The sequence below is a fragment of the Ruegeria sp. CDSA034 genome (genome assembly GCF_059612275.1).
In genome coordinates, this window is record NZ_JBXWQH010000008.1 from 169,181 (window position 1) to 183,372 (window position 14,192).

General features: G+C 58.3%; 16 protein-coding genes. 3 read left to right on the top strand and 13 right to left on the bottom strand.

Translation table 11 applies throughout. The features are described from left to right. Window position 1: 1 nt before the first annotated feature. The 5 genes from AC2FLJ_RS14690 to AC2FLJ_RS14710 form a co-directional block, all read right to left on the bottom strand. Window positions 2-628 (bottom strand): cytochrome P460 family protein, encoded by a 627-nt coding sequence (locus tag AC2FLJ_RS14690; RefSeq protein WP_496706456.1) that lies wholly within the window; start codon window positions 626-628, stop codon window positions 2-4. A 232-nt stretch (window positions 629-860) separates the two neighbouring features. After that, complete coding sequence (rlmN, locus tag AC2FLJ_RS14695) at window positions 861-2,048, bottom strand: dual-specificity RNA methyltransferase RlmN (protein WP_282152923.1); 1,188 nt, start codon at window positions 2,046-2,048, stop codon at window positions 861-863. Window positions 2,049-2,127: 79 nt separating this feature from the next. After that, entirely contained in the window at window positions 2,128-2,505 is a 378-nt protein-coding gene (locus tag AC2FLJ_RS14700; protein WP_496706458.1) for a lysozyme inhibitor LprI family protein, read from the bottom strand. A gap of 147 nt (window positions 2,506-2,652) precedes the next feature. Further along, window positions 2,653-2,820 (bottom strand): hypothetical protein, encoded by a 168-nt coding sequence (locus AC2FLJ_RS14705; protein WP_186437396.1) that lies wholly within the window; start codon window positions 2,818-2,820, stop codon window positions 2,653-2,655. A gap of 171 nt (window positions 2,821-2,991) precedes the next feature. After that, window positions 2,992-3,525, bottom strand: coding sequence for an invasion associated locus B family protein (locus tag AC2FLJ_RS14710; protein WP_058272619.1), 534 nt, complete (start codon window positions 3,523-3,525; stop codon window positions 2,992-2,994). Window positions 3,526-3,703: 178 nt separating this feature from the next. Here AC2FLJ_RS14710 and AC2FLJ_RS14715 point away from each other — a divergent pair, with 178 nt between their 5' ends. Next, complete coding sequence (locus AC2FLJ_RS14715; protein ID WP_496706460.1) at window positions 3,704-4,702, top strand: asparaginase; 999 nt, start codon at window positions 3,704-3,706, stop codon at window positions 4,700-4,702. Window positions 4,703-4,704: 2 nt separating this feature from the next. Here the strand turns inward: AC2FLJ_RS14715 and AC2FLJ_RS14720 are convergent, their stop codons facing one another. The 8 genes from AC2FLJ_RS14720 to hutI form a co-directional block, all read right to left on the bottom strand. Further along, complete coding sequence (locus AC2FLJ_RS14720) at window positions 4,705-5,025, bottom strand: YciI family protein (RefSeq protein ID WP_282120369.1); 321 nt, start codon at window positions 5,023-5,025, stop codon at window positions 4,705-4,707. Between the two features lie 23 nt (window positions 5,026-5,048). Then, window positions 5,049-5,477, bottom strand: coding sequence for an SRPBCC family protein (locus AC2FLJ_RS14725; RefSeq protein WP_496699487.1), 429 nt, complete (start codon window positions 5,475-5,477; stop codon window positions 5,049-5,051). After that, the gene (locus AC2FLJ_RS14730) at window positions 5,465-5,794 is read right to left on the bottom strand and encodes an ArsR/SmtB family transcription factor (RefSeq protein WP_496699489.1); all 330 of its coding nucleotides are present in this window, start codon (window positions 5,792-5,794) and stop codon (window positions 5,465-5,467) included. The genes AC2FLJ_RS14725 and AC2FLJ_RS14730 overlap by 13 nt, the downstream gene beginning before the upstream one ends. A gap of 40 nt (window positions 5,795-5,834) precedes the next feature. Next, window positions 5,835-6,713 carry a phosphoserine phosphatase SerB gene (gene serB / locus AC2FLJ_RS14735; RefSeq protein ID WP_496699491.1) on the bottom strand — a complete coding sequence of 293 codons (879 nt, stop codon included), beginning with the start codon at window positions 6,711-6,713 and terminating at the stop codon, window positions 5,835-5,837. Window positions 6,714-6,781: 68 nt separating this feature from the next. Further along, on the bottom strand, window positions 6,782-8,464 hold the full coding sequence (gene hutU / locus AC2FLJ_RS14740) for a urocanate hydratase (protein WP_496706463.1): 1,683 nt from the start codon (window positions 8,462-8,464) through the stop codon (window positions 6,782-6,784). Then, window positions 8,461-9,279, bottom strand: a complete 819-nt coding sequence (hutG, locus tag AC2FLJ_RS14745) for an N-formylglutamate deformylase (RefSeq protein WP_496706465.1) — start codon at window positions 9,277-9,279, stop codon at window positions 8,461-8,463. The genes hutU and hutG overlap by 4 nt, the downstream gene beginning before the upstream one ends. Further along, window positions 9,279-10,814 carry a histidine ammonia-lyase gene (gene hutH / locus AC2FLJ_RS14750; protein ID WP_496706467.1) on the bottom strand — a complete coding sequence of 512 codons (1,536 nt, stop codon included), beginning with the start codon at window positions 10,812-10,814 and terminating at the stop codon, window positions 9,279-9,281. Before hutH ends, hutG begins: the two co-directional genes overlap by 1 nt. Then, window positions 10,814-12,019 carry an imidazolonepropionase gene (gene hutI, locus AC2FLJ_RS14755; protein WP_496706469.1) on the bottom strand — a complete coding sequence of 402 codons (1,206 nt, stop codon included), beginning with the start codon at window positions 12,017-12,019 and terminating at the stop codon, window positions 10,814-10,816. The genes hutH and hutI overlap by 1 nt, the downstream gene beginning before the upstream one ends. An 81-nt stretch (window positions 12,020-12,100) precedes the next feature. Here hutI and AC2FLJ_RS14760 point away from each other — a divergent pair, with 81 nt between their 5' ends. Together AC2FLJ_RS14760 and hutC are read left to right on the top strand one after the other, a co-directional pair. Then, a complete protein-coding gene (locus tag AC2FLJ_RS14760; RefSeq protein WP_496706471.1) occupies window positions 12,101-13,456 on the top strand; it encodes a formimidoylglutamate deiminase in 1,356 nt (451 codons plus the stop codon). 29 nt (window positions 13,457-13,485) lie between these two features. Continuing rightward, entirely contained in the window at window positions 13,486-14,190 is a 705-nt protein-coding gene (hutC, locus tag AC2FLJ_RS14765; RefSeq protein WP_496699503.1) for a histidine utilization transcriptional repressor HutC, read from the top strand. The last annotated feature ends 2 nt before the right edge of the window (window positions 14,191-14,192 follow it).

Below are 14,192 nucleotides of genomic sequence, written 5' to 3' on the forward strand. Positions count from 1 at the left end.
CTTAGTTGCCGACAACATACTCTTCGGGAACAAAGAAAGTGTAATCCCGATCAGCCACCGCTTCGTGACAATCGTGGCAATAGACGACAGCGTCCGAACGCGCGCCCATCGTGTCACCAAACAAAGACCCGTCCGGCATGACCATGATATAGCGCCAGTCCGCAGTTTCCGGGCTGGTGCCTTGACCGAGTTTTTCCATCACGAACAAAGCCCCGGGATGGACGTTGCCCTCGTCCGTAACCGTGACGCTGTCCTTGGCCAGCACCGACCCCATCGGCAGCTTTTCACCCTCGGCCAAAGTACCATAGTTGTGCGCCATGCGGTTGGCATAGCTGTTCACATAGCGCTGCCCATGGGTCGCCGAGATGTAAGGGGCATCGTTGAACAGCGGCCATGCCTGATAGTTCATCAGCAAATCTAACTGCGCGGCGGCATAGCCACGCTCCATCCGTCGCTGCAGGGACTTGTAGATGCCCAAAGCTTCTTCTTTGGACAGCTCGGCAGGATTTTCAATGGCAAGGTGAGCATCCTCACCACTGGATTGAGCGCCAGCTTGGTACGCGGCAAGCCCCACCAGAAACAAAGCCGCAAGAGATGTCGGAAACAGTCTTATAAATCGTACAAACATGTATTTGGCCCACCTGCTTCAAAAGGTTCGCCTGAACGCCGCAAGTTACGTGTAAAATGATAGCGGCCATGAACAAACGCGCCACGACCGGAATGCGACTCTCACTGCTTTGTGCGCAAGCGTGAGGCCTAGGCAGCCGGTTTCAGCCCCCGAAACATATCAAATTGTGCATACAAATAACAGCGGCCAGAAAATTAATTTCTTGGCGTAGTTTGCACGAAAGTTGGGCTTGTCAGCTCTGCAATCCCGCTTCGGCTTCGATCTGCTTGCGCGACTTGCGGGCGCGCTCTGTGGCCGATTTCAACTGACCGCAAGCTGCCATGATGTCCTCGCCACGCGTCTTGCGAATGGGAGAGGCATATCCCGCCTGATAAATGATGTTTGCAAACGCGCGGATGCGGTTATTCGAGCTGCGCTTGTAAGGCGCGCCGGGCCATTCGTTGAACGGAATCAGGTTGATCTTGGCGGGAATGTTGTGGCTTTTGATGTGGTCGATCAAGCGATGCGCATCTTCGTCGCTATCATTCACACCATCCAGCATCACGTATTCAAAAGTAATCCGCTCGGAATTGGACACTTTGGGATAGCTTGCCAGCGCCTGCAGCAGTTCTTGGATGTTCCAGCGCTTGTTGATGGGCACCAGAAAATCGCGGGTTTCATCCGTTGTCGCGTGGAACGAGATCGCCAGCAAGCAGCCGATCTCGTCAGCTGTGCGCGCAATTTCCGGCACCACGCCGGACGTCGACAGGGTGATCCGACGGCGTGACAGAGAAATGCCTTCGGGGTCCATGGCGATCTTCATCGCGTCGCGCACGTTTTCGAAGTTATAAAGCGGCTCACCCATGCCCATCAGAACGATGTTCGACAACAGGCGTGTTTCGTCCTTTGGCGCACCAGGGGTCGGCCATTCGTCCAGATCGTCGCGGGCCATCATCACCTGACCGACGATTTCTGCAGCCGTCAGGTTGCGCACCAGTTTCTGCGTGCCCGTATGGCAGAAGGAACAGGTAAGCGTGCAGCCAACCTGAGACGAGATACACAGCGTCCCGCGATCCTCTTCGGGGATGTAGACAACCTCGACCTCATGGCCACCCGCGATGCGGCACAGGTACTTGCGCGTGCCGTCCTCGGACACCTGCCGGGTCACGACCTCGGGGATCTCAACAACGAAATTCTCAGCCAGTTGCGCACGATACGCTTTGGCGAGGTTGGTCATCTCGGCAAAATCGCGCACGCCCCATTGATAGATCCACTGCCAGATCTGCCCGGTGCGCATCTTGGCCTGCTTTTCCGGCGTGCCATGTTCGATCAGAGCGTCACGCAACTGATCACGGGTCAACCCGACAAGGTTGATCTTCCCCTCGGGCAGTTTGCGGGGGATGGTCATGACATCTTGAGTAATCGGCGCTTTGGGCGACATATTGCTATCTCAACGAATTCGGGCTTGGGATGCGCCTCTATATAGGATCGCGCGCAAAGATCAAAAGAATTCGTATCATTTAATTTGCCATGCGCAGCAATTCATCCGCGCGCGCCCGGCCCAGATCGACGCGGCAGGACGCAATGGCGATACCGGTGCCAGAGCCGCCGCCGTATGAAGCACCCACTGCTTCACATTGCGCGTCGCGATACCTGCCCCAAGCCTCTTGTGCCGCCTCAAGTGCCGGTTGTGCGACCACACGGTCTGTGACCTCGTCCAACTCAACTGCGGACTGCATGGCGAAGCCATAGCTTGTCTCAACAGCCATATTCACGCGTTTCTCCATCTCCCCAACGCAGGCTCCGATTTCGACCTGCGAACCTGCGTCGAAACATTCCAGGCTGGGATCTGCCCACGCGGTCGAAGAGAAAAGCACTGCAATCAAAACGTAACGCATTATCCGTTTCCACATATGAACCCTTGTATGTGGCCACCGTAGCACGCGTTGCGCCGTAGTCCCAATTGCAAGTCGGCCGCAAAGGCCAAACCGATGCGACCGAACTATCTGCATTACGATTGCGAGGAATCAGGTCAGGTGAACATGTCAGATTCCTGCTGGCAGGATGTCGCAATCATCCGCGTCCAAAGTTTGCACGGGGTCTTTCGGGCCGCATTGCTCGCCAGATACCGGATAGGTTTCGTTGTTTTTTTCACATGCGCTCAGAAATACGGCGGCGACCACCAACACGGCAGCAAGAGGTTTGTTCAGCATGGATAAGCTCCTTCCATAAATTTGAACTGATTGGTTCAGAAAGATGGATCGCTTGCCTTGATGCGGATCAATTTGGGGTGGTGGACGTCGCGTAAAGATCGGATGACACGTATGATCGCCCACGAAAAAGCCCCGCCAAATGACGGGGCTGCGTAAACCTATTGTCCTTGCTTATTGGGTGCAGCGCTTTTCGGCGTCTTCGATCGCAGCGCTGAAACCCAACAGCGAGAACGTATCTTTGGTCTGGGTTCCGCGCTCGGACCGGGCGGTCAGAACGGCCTCAGTGCCGCGCTTCATCGCTGCGACGACCTTCAGGTCTTCGCCTTCGGTTGCCGGCCAGGCCCATTCACCTTCGGTGATCAAAGCGAACTCGGTGCCGTCAATCTCAAGGGTGACCGTCGATCCTGCCGCGAAAGGATAGCCGCCGGTAAAGGTCACCTGACCTTTGACTTCGGCATTCGGGCGGTAGAACACGAACAACAGGATGTCGCTGCGGCGCACCGAAACCACGCGTCCGCCTTTGGTGTTCACAGTCTCTTTGGGCGCGGATACGCTCCAGCACTCTGTGGGATCTTTCTCCACAAAAACGCTCCAGTCGGTCTTCGCAGCAACCCGATTGGTGCTGGTCGCCTGCTGAGCGATTGCGGTTGTGGCCATTCCTGCCACGCACAGACCCGCAATTGTGCGGACGAGTTTTAATCCCATCTGTCCAGCCTCCTAGCTCGACCTAATACCTCATACCCATCGAGACCGCATACGAACTCTGTCGGTTCGTCTGTAAGTTGCGTATTCCGATGATTGTCGACATACACACACTAACGCAGGTTTCGCCACAGGCGAAAGGGCGATTGGCAGATTTTTGCGCATATAATGGAGGGGCCAGATGACGCAGCCGGTACCAATGACAGAACTATGGCGAGGCCCCTTGTTGGAAAGCCTGCATCTGGGCCACGCAGTGATCTGCGACGACAGCGGTCATATCGTACGCAGTTGGGGCGATCCGGACGCGGTGATTTACCCTCGGTCTTCTGCAAAAATGATCCAGGGGCTGTCGCTGATCACATCGGGCGCAGCCGCCAAATATGGCCTGAACTCCGAGCATCTGGCCCTCGCCTGTGCCTCGCATAGCGGCGCACATATCCATACCGACAGGGTTACTGCCTGGCTGGATCACTTGGGCTTGACCGAACACGATCTGCGCTGCGGTCCGCAAGAACCGCAGGACATGGCCGCGCGCGACGGGCTGATCCTTGCCGATGACACGCCCTGCCAGATCCACAACAATTGCTCGGGCAAACATTGCGGGTTTCTGACGGTCGCACAGCACATGGGCGCGGGACCGGAATACCTTGAGATCGACCACCCCGTACAGCAAGCCTGCCTGTCCGCGCTGGAAGATACCACTGGAGAAACCAGTCCTGCCTATGGAATCGATGGATGTTCGGCCCCGAACTTTGCGACATCACTGGTGGGACTGGCGCGTTCGATGGCGTGGTTTGCATCGGCCGCTGACCGGTCGGACCGTGCCAGCGACGCAGCGCAACAGCTTACGGCAGCCATGATCAAGCACCCCGAACTGGTGGCGGGCGAAAGCCGCGCCTGTACAGAACTGATGCGCGCTATGGATGGCCGCGCTGCAATCAAAACAGGGGCTGAGGCGGTGTTCATTGCCATCATCCCGGAAAAACGAATGGGTGTTGCGCTGAAAATCACTGATGGCACCACCCGCGCCAGCGAATGCGCAATTGCAGCCATTCTTGTCAGCCTAGGTGTGCTGGAGGCCGATCACCCGGCCACCCGCAAATTCATGAATGCCACGCAATACAGCCGTCGCGGGCTGGAATGCGGCGTAATCAGACCTGCGCCGGGGTTCCCCGGCTAAGGTTACATTTCGATTTCATGCACCTCGGCCACTTCGACCGAGCCTGAGCCGTTGACTACCATGGGACAGCCCTTGGCCATTTCGGTCGCGGCATCAATGCTATCGGCCTTTACAACCGTAAAGCCGGATGCCGGGTTTGCGCCGCCATTGTCGACGACGCTTCCGTTGCTGACCGTATAGGATTGACCAACCGGATTGCCGGGTATGTCCAGCGCCTCACCCATGCCTTGAAACCATGCACCCCAGGCAGCCATAGTTGCTTCTACTTCAGCGGGGTCGGTTGGTGTGGTTCCGCCGTGATAGACAAACAAATATTGTGGCATTTTATTTCCTCCCTAATGAAAACTTATCCAAACTGCGCCTCAAGCTTGGCCAGCGACGATGTCCAGCCCATGTTGTGGTTCGCTGCAGCCTCGGCATCTGCTAGTTCGCGGTGGTCCAGAACCAACCGCGCGCCGTTTTCGGTCGCAACGACCGAAAACGTCACGTGGCTTTCCGCCCCGCGCTGATCCTGATCGTCATGCCAGGCCCAAGTGAACCCAACCGAATTGGGCGGATCAACATGGGTTACGTGGCCTGAGACTTTAAATGTTTGGCCTTCTGCGTTCTTCATTATTGAATACCAAGGCCCCGTGCGTGAGAAATTCAGGTCATGCTCGGGCACATGCACCCCTTCGGGCCCCCACCACTGCAACAGCTTCGCCCCGTCACTTATCCAGGCAAACAGGTTTTCGGGGGTGGTCGGGAACTCACGTTCCAGTTTCAGGTCGGCCATGAGTTTTCCTTTTCAATCAGGTCGCCCAGACGATCGAGGCTGTTTTCCCAGAACTGACGTTTCGAGATCGTCCATTCCGCAATCGCCCGCAGCCCGTCGGGCTGGATAGAATACATCCGCTGGGTGCCGTGGACGCGCTGTTGCACCAATCCGGCCTCGCGCAGCACTTTCAGATGGCGCGAAATCGCTGCGCCCGACATACCGCGCCCTTGAATCAGGTCACCGGCAGGCAGCTCTCCGTCCTGCATCAGTTGCTCAACAATCGAGAACCGAGTGGAATCGGACAAAGCAGAAAAAGCGTTTATCAGAGTGTTCATAGCCTTTATTTAACATGTGAGTTAAATAAAGGGAAGACCTTTAACCGGACACGAATTCCGAGCGGCTATAGCCCTGTACATACAGCAGTGCCGACAGATCGCCATGGTTGATCCGAACCTCGCATTGCTCGGCAACCGTGGGCTTGGCATGCAGGGCCACCCCTGTTCCCGCGCGGTGCAGCATCCCCAGATCGTTGGCCCCGTCGCCTACGGCAATAACGTCTTCTTCACGCAAGCCCAGTCTCGCGGTGATCTGTTCCAAGGCATCCACCTTGGCTTGACGCCCCAAAATGGGCCGCAGTACATCCCCGGTCAGTTTTCCGTTTTGGGCCAGCAGGGTGTTGGCACGGTTCTCGTCAAAGCCCAGCACCTCGGCCACTTTTGCGGTAAACGCCGTGAAACCGCCCGAGACCAAGGCGGCATAGCCTCCGTTCTGGCGCATCGTCGCGACCAGCTCCTTGCCGCCCGGCATCAGAGTGATGCGTTCGTCCAGTACTTTACCGATCACCGCCTCATCCAGACCTTTCAACAGACCAACCCGTTCGGTCAGCGCGCCTTCAAAGTCCAGCTCGCCATTCATCGCACGTGCGGTAATGTCCTTGACGCGTTCGCCGACGCCGGCCTCATCCGCCAGTTCGTCGATGCATTCCTGTTGGATCATGGTGCTGTCCATATCGGCCAACAGCATCTTTTTGCGACGTCCTTCTGCCGGTTGGACGACTAGATCGACACCCATTTGTTGCAGGTCCGCCCAGACATCCCAACGGTTGCCCGACATTTCGGCCAGGGAAAACTCTGCAGCTTCATCCGGGCTGAGCCACACGATTTCGTCGCCGCCCCATGCGTTCCGCAATGACTCGACCAGCGACAAATCCAGATTAGACACATCGGGGTTGGTCAACAGGGTGGCAACGTACATGTTTGATCTCCGGCAAGCTCACCTGCGAATATCGCAGGTGCAGCATTTTCGCCAGAGTCTGTTTCGAACTAGCCCAAAATACCCGGCAGGCGCAGCCCATGGGCCCGCGCGCAATCCTTGGCAATGTCGTACCCTGCATCCGCATGGCGCCAGACGCCCGAGGCCGGGTCGTTCCAGAGAACCCTTTCCAACCGCCGCGCGGCATCTTCGGTGCCATCGGCACAAATCACAACACCCGCATGTTGGCTAAAGCCCATCCCGACGCCACCACCGTGATGCAGAGACACCCATGTCGCCCCGCTCGCCGTATTGATCAGCGCATTCAGCAACGGCCAGTCGCTGACCGCATCCGAGCCATCCAGCATCGCCTCAGTCTCGCGGTTGGGGCTGGCCACAGACCCCGAGTCCAAATGGTCGCGTCCGATCACCACCGGCGCCTTTAGCTCGCCATTGGCGACCATCTCATTGAACGCCAGCCCAGCGCGGTGCCGGTCACCCAATCCAATCCAGCAGATACGCGCAGGAAGACCCTGAAACGCGATCCGCTCTTGCGCCATGTCGATCCAGCGATGCAGGTGCTCATTCTCGGGGAACAGTTCCTTCATCTTGGCATCGGTTTTGTAGATGTCCTCGGGGTCGCCCGACAGAGCACACCAGCGGAACGGGCCGATGCCTTTGCAAAACAGCGGGCGGATATAGGCGGGTACAAAGCCGGGGAAGGCAAAGGCGTTCTCCAGCCCCTCATCCTGCGCGACCTGTCGGATGTTATTGCCGTAATCCAGCGTTGGAACGTCCGCGTTCCAGAAATCCACCATCGCCGCGACATGCTGCTTCATTGAAGCGCGAGCGGCTTTTTCCACCGCTTTAGGGTCTGTTTCACGCTTCTCGCGCCATTCGCCCATGGTCCAACCCAATGGCAGATAGCCGTTGATCGGATCATGCGCGCTGGTTTGGTCGGTGACGATATCGGGACGCATCCCGCCCGCCTGCATCCGGGCGTAGATCTCGGGGAAAACCTCTGCCGCATTGCCCAGCAGACCAACCGACTTCGCTTCGCCAGCCTTGGTCCAGCGGTCAATCATCTCCAGCGCTTCGTCCAGCGTTTCGGCCTTTTCGTCGAGGTATTTGGTCCGTAGGCGGAAATCGATGCTGTCCGGGTTACACTCAACAGCCAGACATGAGGCGCCTGCGAACACGGCCGCCAGCGGTTGCGCGCCGCCCATTCCACCCAGACCTCCGGTCAGAATCCACTTGCCTGTCAGGTCACCGTCGTAGTGCTGACGCCCTGCCTCGGCAAAGGTCTCATAGGTGCCCTGAACGATACCCTGCGTGCCGATATAAATCCACGAGCCAGCGGTCATCTGGCCGTACATCATCAGGCCCTTCTTATCGAGCTCGTTGAAGTGATCCCAGGTCGCCCAATGTGGAACGAGGTTGGAATTGGCGATCAGCACCCGCGGCGAATCCTTATGCGTGCGGATGATCGCGACCGGCTTGCCCGACTGAACGATCAGCGTTTCGTCTTCCTCTAAATCCTTCAGACCGGCAACAATAGTGTCGAAATCTTCCCACGTGCGGGCCGCGCGACCGATACCACCGTAGACCACCAACTCATGCGGGTTCTCGGCAACATCCGGGTGCAGGTTGTTCATCAGCATCCGCAGCGGGGCCTCGGTTACCCAGCTTTTGGCGTTCAACTCGGGGCCGGTCGGTGGATAGATGTCGCGGGTGTTTTTGCGCGGATCGCTCATTTCTGGGCTCCTTGTCTGGTCAATGCGCCCGAGAGGGCAAGATCGTTGAGGCGGGTCAGCATGGTTTTTAAATGGGGGCGCAGTTTCGCAGCGCGGTCCTCGCGCCATGTCCACGGGGGTGTCTCGTCCATGTAAGCCCGCTGCGCGATCTCCATCTGGATGGCGTGTATGCCATCAGAAGGGCGACCATAGTGGCGGGTGGTCCATCCCCCGCGAAACCGGCCATTCAGGACCGAAGTGAACCCTTGGGCCTTGCTCGCCACGTCGTGCGCGGCTTGCTCAATGGCCGTGTCACACGTCAGCCCATCATTGGTTCCAGTGTTGAACACCGGCAATTCGCCTTCGAACAAAAACGGGATCAGTGACCGGATCGAGTGGCAGTCAAACAGGATCGCCACGCCGTGCCGATCCCGCACGCGGTTCAGTTCATCCTTCAGGGCAGCGTGATAAGGCGCGTGGTATTTACGCCGTCGACCTTCGACCTCATCCTCGGACGGTGATTGCCCGTCATTCCAGATCTGCTGCCCGTCGAAGTCGGTCAGAGGCACAAGGGTGGTGGTATTCTGGCCCGGATATAGCGAGGCGCCGAACGGATCACGATTTGCGTCGATGACGTAGCGATGAACATGCGACTGCACGACCGTGGCATCGCCCAATATCCCGTTATAGAGCCTGTTTATGTGCCAATCCGTATCGGCCAATACGCGCCCGTTGTCATTCAGACGGACCGCTATTTCGTCTGGCACATAAGTTCCGCCATGAGGCTGCCCCAGCACAATGGGACCGTCCCCGCGCTGAACGCTGAACACCTGCATCAGAACAGCCCCGGCATCTGGGCACCCACTGCCCCAAGGATGTCACCCTCAGCCACCAAGCACTTGGATGTTTCCAGATCGGGTGCCAAATAGCGGTCTTCGTTCAGTGTTGGGATCTCTGCCCGTACTCTGTGCATGACGCGTTGCAATGGTCCGCTGGTTGCCAGCGGTGCGCGGAACTCCACCCCCTGAGCGGCGCAAAGCAACTCAACACCAAGAATGTAGTTCAGGTTTTCGACCATCCGCGTCAGACGCCGCGCACCATGTGCAGCCATCGACACGTGATCCTCCTGGTTGGCCGAGGTCGGTGTGCTGTCAGTCACGCAAGGATTGGCAAGGTGTTTGTTCTCGCTCATCAAGGCGGCGGTCGTGACTTCGGCAATCATCAGGCCCGAGTTCAACCCGGGATCTGGCGTCAGGAACGGCGGCAGATCAAAGCTGAGCGTCGGGTCGACCATCAACGCGATGCGCCGCTGCGCAATCGCGCCAACTTCGGACACAGCCAGTGCGATCATGTCTGCGGCAAAGCCGACCGGTTCGGCATGAAAGTTTCCACCTGAAACGATGGCACCTGCCTCGGTCAGAACCAAAGGGTTGTCGGTGGCCGCGTTCGCCTCGATCTCAAGCGTGGTGGCCGCTTGGCGCATGACATCCATGGCCGCGCCGGTGACCTGCGGCTGGCATCGGATGCAATATGGGTCCTGCACGCGCGTGTCGCCATCCCGGTGGCTTTCGCGGATTTCGGACCCGGCCAGTGCGGCACGCATGGCGCTGGCGGCTTCGGTCTGGCCGCGGTGCCCGCGCAGGCTATGGATTTCGGGTTGCAAGGGCGCAGTCGATCCCATGATCGCATCCGTCGACAGGGCCGAGATGACCAGCGCGCTTTGCGCCGCACGCCAGGCTTCGAACAGACCGGCCAGCGCAAAGGCAGTCGAGAATTGCGTGCCGTTGATAAAGGCAAGCCCTTCCTTAGGACCGAGTTGAATAGGCTCTAATCCAACCGATTTTAGCGCTTTCCCCCCCGGCAGGATGGTTCCGTCAACCTCGGCTTCACCTTCGCCGATGACTACGGCTGTCATATGCGCCAGGGGCGCAAGATCGCCCGAGGCCCCGACCGACCCCTGCGCGGGAATAACCGGGGTCACGCCCTTGGCCAGCATCTGCTGCAACAGGTCGATCAGCTCCCAACGCACACCCGATGCTCCGCGTCCGAAGGACAACAGTTTTAGCGTCATCATCAGCCGGGTCACACGGCGTGGCACGGCCGAACCAACGCCGCAGCAATGGCTGAGGATCAGGTTGCGCTGAAGGGTCGAAGTATCCTTTGCCGCGATCTTGTGGCTGGCCAGTTTTCCGAACCCGGTGTTAACGCCATAAACCGGGTCTTCCCCGGCCGCAGCTTCGAGAATGCGTTTGGCTGCAGCCTCCACCTTGGGTTTGCACCCGTCATCCAGCGATACTGCGGGCTGCGACCAATAAACTTCGGACAGATCCGACAGCGTGACCTGACCGGGCACAAGCGACAGGGTCTTCATTACAAACCTCCGAAAATGCGGGCGTGCAGCGGGTTGAAGCCGATCCGATAGGACAGCTCGGCTGGGTGCGTGATGTCCCATACCGTCAGGTCCGCGCGCTTGCCTTCAGTTATTGTGCCAGTGTCCATCAGGCCCAAGGCTTGCGCCGCATTGCGGGTCACGCCAGCCAATGCCTCTTCCGGCGTCAGGCGGAACAGGGTGCAAGCCATATTCATGGTCAGCAGAAGCGACGTCAGAGGGGACGAGCCGGGGTTACAATCCGTCGCCAGCGCAATCGGCACCCCATACTGGCGCAGCAGTTCAACCGGCGGCACCTGTGTTTCGTGCAGCGTATAGAACGCCCCCGGCAGCAGCACACCCACGGTTCCGGCCTGTGCCATGGCGGCCACGCCCGCTTCGTCCAGATATTCGATATGATCTGCCGACAACGCCCCGTACGAAGCCGCCAAGGCTGCCCCTCCGAGGTTCGACAGCTGCTCTGCATGCAACTTAACCGGAAGATTCAATTCTTTCGCCACATCGAAGACCTTGGCGATCTGAGACGGATCAAAGGCGATCCCCTCGCAAAAGCCATCAACGGCATCCACCAGCCCCTCTTCATGCGCCAAACGCAGAGTCGGGATGCAGACATCGCGAATGTAGGTATCAGCGCGCGCCTGAAACTCAGGCGGCACCGCATGGGCTCCTAGGAAACTTGTTTTCACTCGCACCGGGCGCACCTCGCCGATCCGGCGCGCGACGCGCAGCATCTTGAGCTCTGAGTCGGTGTCCAGACCATAGCCCGATTTGACCTCGATGCACGACACGCCGTCGGCCATCAGGGCGTCCACTCGCGTCAAGGCATCCTCTAACAGGGCCTCTTCGCTGGCCGAACGGGTCGCTGTGACAGTCGACAGAATTCCACCACCTGCGCGCGCGATCTCTTCATACGAGGCACCATTCAGACGCATTTCGAACTCGACCGCCCTGTTGCCACCAAAGACGACATGGGTGTGGGCGTCGATTGGCGCCGGCGTTATCAGCCGGTCGCCATAGTCCGCGGTCGGCCAGTCAGAATAGTCAGCAGGCAGTGCATTCCGAGGCCCGATCCAGGCAATTTTCTCACCATCAACAACAAGTGCTGCGTCCTGAACTATCCCATAAGGTTCGGCGCCATCGTCCATGGTCGCCACCCGCGTGCTCAAAAGGACAGATTTTTTGACCATATCGATTCTTTTGGGCTCCCTTTGTCGTTAGATTTTTCGTATACGTATAAAAGTTTAAAGTCTACACAAAATGGAAATGCGATGACCATCCATGCGAAAACGGCTTTATTAGGCTCTGATTGGATCAGTAACTTGCGGGTAGAAATCGCGCACGGTCAGATCCAAAGCTTGGAATCACAAGCGACCGCGCGATCCGGAGACACACAGGTTGATGTCTTGCTGCCAGCCTTGGGAAACCTGCACAGCCACGCCTTTCAGCGCGCGATGGCCGGTATGACAGAAGTGCGCGCCGCCGGGCGCGAGAGCTTTTGGACCTGGCGCACTCTGATGTACCGGTTCCTGGACAGATTGACGCCGGATCACGTAGAGCCCATTGCCGCTTTGGTCTATCTGGAGATGCAAGAGGCCGGATATGCCTCGGTCGGTGAGTTTCACTATATCCATCATCAGCCGGGCGGCGGGCGCTACGACCACGTGTCGGAACTGAGTCAGCGCATATTTGCTGCGGCCACCCAAACTGGAATCGGTTTGACGCACCTTCCGGTTCTCTACACCTACGGCGGTGTCGAACAACAACCCTTGGCGGGCGGTCAGCTACGCTTTGGCAATTCTGTGGATCAGTTTCTGAACCTGGTCGAGGAATGCCGTTTAGCTCCACCGCATGCGGATTCTGTGATCGGTATCGCCCCGCATTCTCTGCGGGCAACATCGCCTTCGGATTTGCGCAAGGTTCTGAATGCCACTCCTGATGATCCCGTCCACATCCACATCGCCGAACAGCTGAAAGAAGTGGCCGATGTAGAGGCCGCGCTTGGACAGCGGCCGGTCGAGTGGCTGCTGGACCATGTCGACGTCGATGACCGGTGGTGCCTTATCCACGCAACTCATATGACCGATGCCGAAACACGCGCCGTTGCGCGTTCGGGCGCCGTTGCCGGGTTGTGCCCGATTACCGAGGCGAATTTGGGCGACGGTATTTTCAACGGTGCAGTTTATGTCGAAGAAGGTGGTCGCTTTGGCGTGGGATCAGACTCTAACGTGAGGATTTCTTTGCCTGAGGAACTGCGGACTTTGGAATATTCTCAACGCCTGCGGGACCATGCGCGGACGGTTTTGGTCAAAAATGAAGGCTCAGTCGGTCAGGCGTTGTATACAGGGGCCGCACAAGGGGGCGCGCAGGCTTTGGGAAGAAATGCCGGGGAAATCGCAGTCGGCAAGCTGGCCGACCTTGTTGCGATCGACCGATCTCATCCCACGATCTGCGCGCTGACTGACGAACAGGTGCTGGACGGGCTGTGCTTTGCAGCGCCGGACGGGTTGGTGACGGATCTTTGGTCAGCAGGGCGCCACATGGTGCAGCAAGGCCGCCACATCGAACGGGATCGGATAATTCCAGCGTACCGGTCGGCGATTGCCGATCTTTTGGCTGACGTCTAAACGCACCTATTCAGGTAACTAGAGGCACCATGACCCAATCTAACGAAACCACCAGCTACAGGGACATCAAGGAAACCGTGCTGGCACGCATTCGGTCGGGTGAGTGGCAGCCGGATTCGCTGCTGCCCAACGAGCAGGACCTGGCCGTCGAATTCTCGTGCACCAGAACGACCGTGAACCGCGCAATGCGAGAGCTGGCGGACGAAGGGTTTCTGGAGCGTCGCCGCAAAGCCGGTACACGGGTTCTAAGCGCGCCGCAAAGGCAGGCCCGTTTCACAATACCCAAGGTGCGGGACGAGGTTGAGGCGTTGGGCGGAATCTATCGTTATGCTTTGGTCTCATCAGTTGCCGAGCGAGCGCCCGAATGGCTGTGCGCAAGACTGGCGCTGAAACCGGACCAACACGTGATGCATGTTCGCTGCATGCATTTTAACGGCAATACTCCGTTTCAATACGAAGACCGGTGGATCGTCATAGACTCGGTTCCGCAAGTGGTAAATGCGGACTTCGCCTCAATAGGCCCGAATGAATGGCTTATACAGACCGTTCCCTTCACCAATGTCGAGCTGAGTTTCCTGGCCAGTCGCGCCGATGACTCGGTGGCCGCATTCCTGGACCTGCCCATCGGCGAGCCGGTGTTCACGGGCGAACGGATCACATGGCTTGAGGGCCAGCCAGTCACCTTTGCAAAGATGTACTTCGCCGCCGGGTACCGGATGACCACTCAGTTCTGAAC

Bases quoted from the DNA above. Each gene is read 5' to 3' on its own strand.
- AC2FLJ_RS14690 (WP_496706456.1), bottom strand. From the start codon at position 628: ATGTTTGTACGATTTATAAGACTGTTTCCGACATCTCTTGCGGCTTTG.
- rlmN (WP_282152923.1), bottom strand. From the start codon at position 2,048: ATGTCGCCCAAAGCGCCGATTACTCAAGATGTCATGACCATCCCCCGC.
- AC2FLJ_RS14700 (WP_496706458.1), bottom strand. From the start codon at position 2,505: ATGCGTTACGTTTTGATTGCAGTGCTTTTCTCTTCGACCGCGTGGGCA.
- AC2FLJ_RS14705 (WP_186437396.1), bottom strand. From the start codon at position 2,820: ATGCTGAACAAACCTCTTGCTGCCGTGTTGGTGGTCGCCGCCGTATTT.
- AC2FLJ_RS14710 (WP_058272619.1), bottom strand. From the start codon at position 3,525: ATGGGATTAAAACTCGTCCGCACAATTGCGGGTCTGTGCGTGGCAGGA.
- AC2FLJ_RS14715 (WP_496706460.1), top strand. From the start codon at position 3,704: ATGACGCAGCCGGTACCAATGACAGAACTATGGCGAGGCCCCTTGTTG.
- AC2FLJ_RS14720 (WP_282120369.1), bottom strand. From the start codon at position 5,025: ATGCCACAATATTTGTTTGTCTATCACGGCGGAACCACACCAACCGAC.
- AC2FLJ_RS14725 (WP_496699487.1), bottom strand. From the start codon at position 5,477: ATGGCCGACCTGAAACTGGAACGTGAGTTCCCGACCACCCCCGAAAAC.
- AC2FLJ_RS14730 (WP_496699489.1), bottom strand. From the start codon at position 5,794: ATGAACACTCTGATAAACGCTTTTTCTGCTTTGTCCGATTCCACTCGG.
- serB (WP_496699491.1), bottom strand. From the start codon at position 6,713: ATGTACGTTGCCACCCTGTTGACCAACCCCGATGTGTCTAATCTGGAT.
- hutU (WP_496706463.1), bottom strand. From the start codon at position 8,464: ATGAGCGATCCGCGCAAAAACACCCGCGACATCTATCCACCGACCGGC.
- hutG (WP_496706465.1), bottom strand. From the start codon at position 9,279: ATGCAGGTGTTCAGCGTTCAGCGCGGGGACGGTCCCATTGTGCTGGGG.
- hutH (WP_496706467.1), bottom strand. From the start codon at position 10,814: ATGAAGACCCTGTCGCTTGTGCCCGGTCAGGTCACGCTGTCGGATCTG.
- hutI (WP_496706469.1), bottom strand. From the start codon at position 12,019: ATGGTCAAAAAATCTGTCCTTTTGAGCACGCGGGTGGCGACCATGGAC.
- AC2FLJ_RS14760 (WP_496706471.1), top strand. From the start codon at position 12,101: ATGACCATCCATGCGAAAACGGCTTTATTAGGCTCTGATTGGATCAGT.
- hutC (WP_496699503.1), top strand. From the start codon at position 13,486: ATGACCCAATCTAACGAAACCACCAGCTACAGGGACATCAAGGAAACC.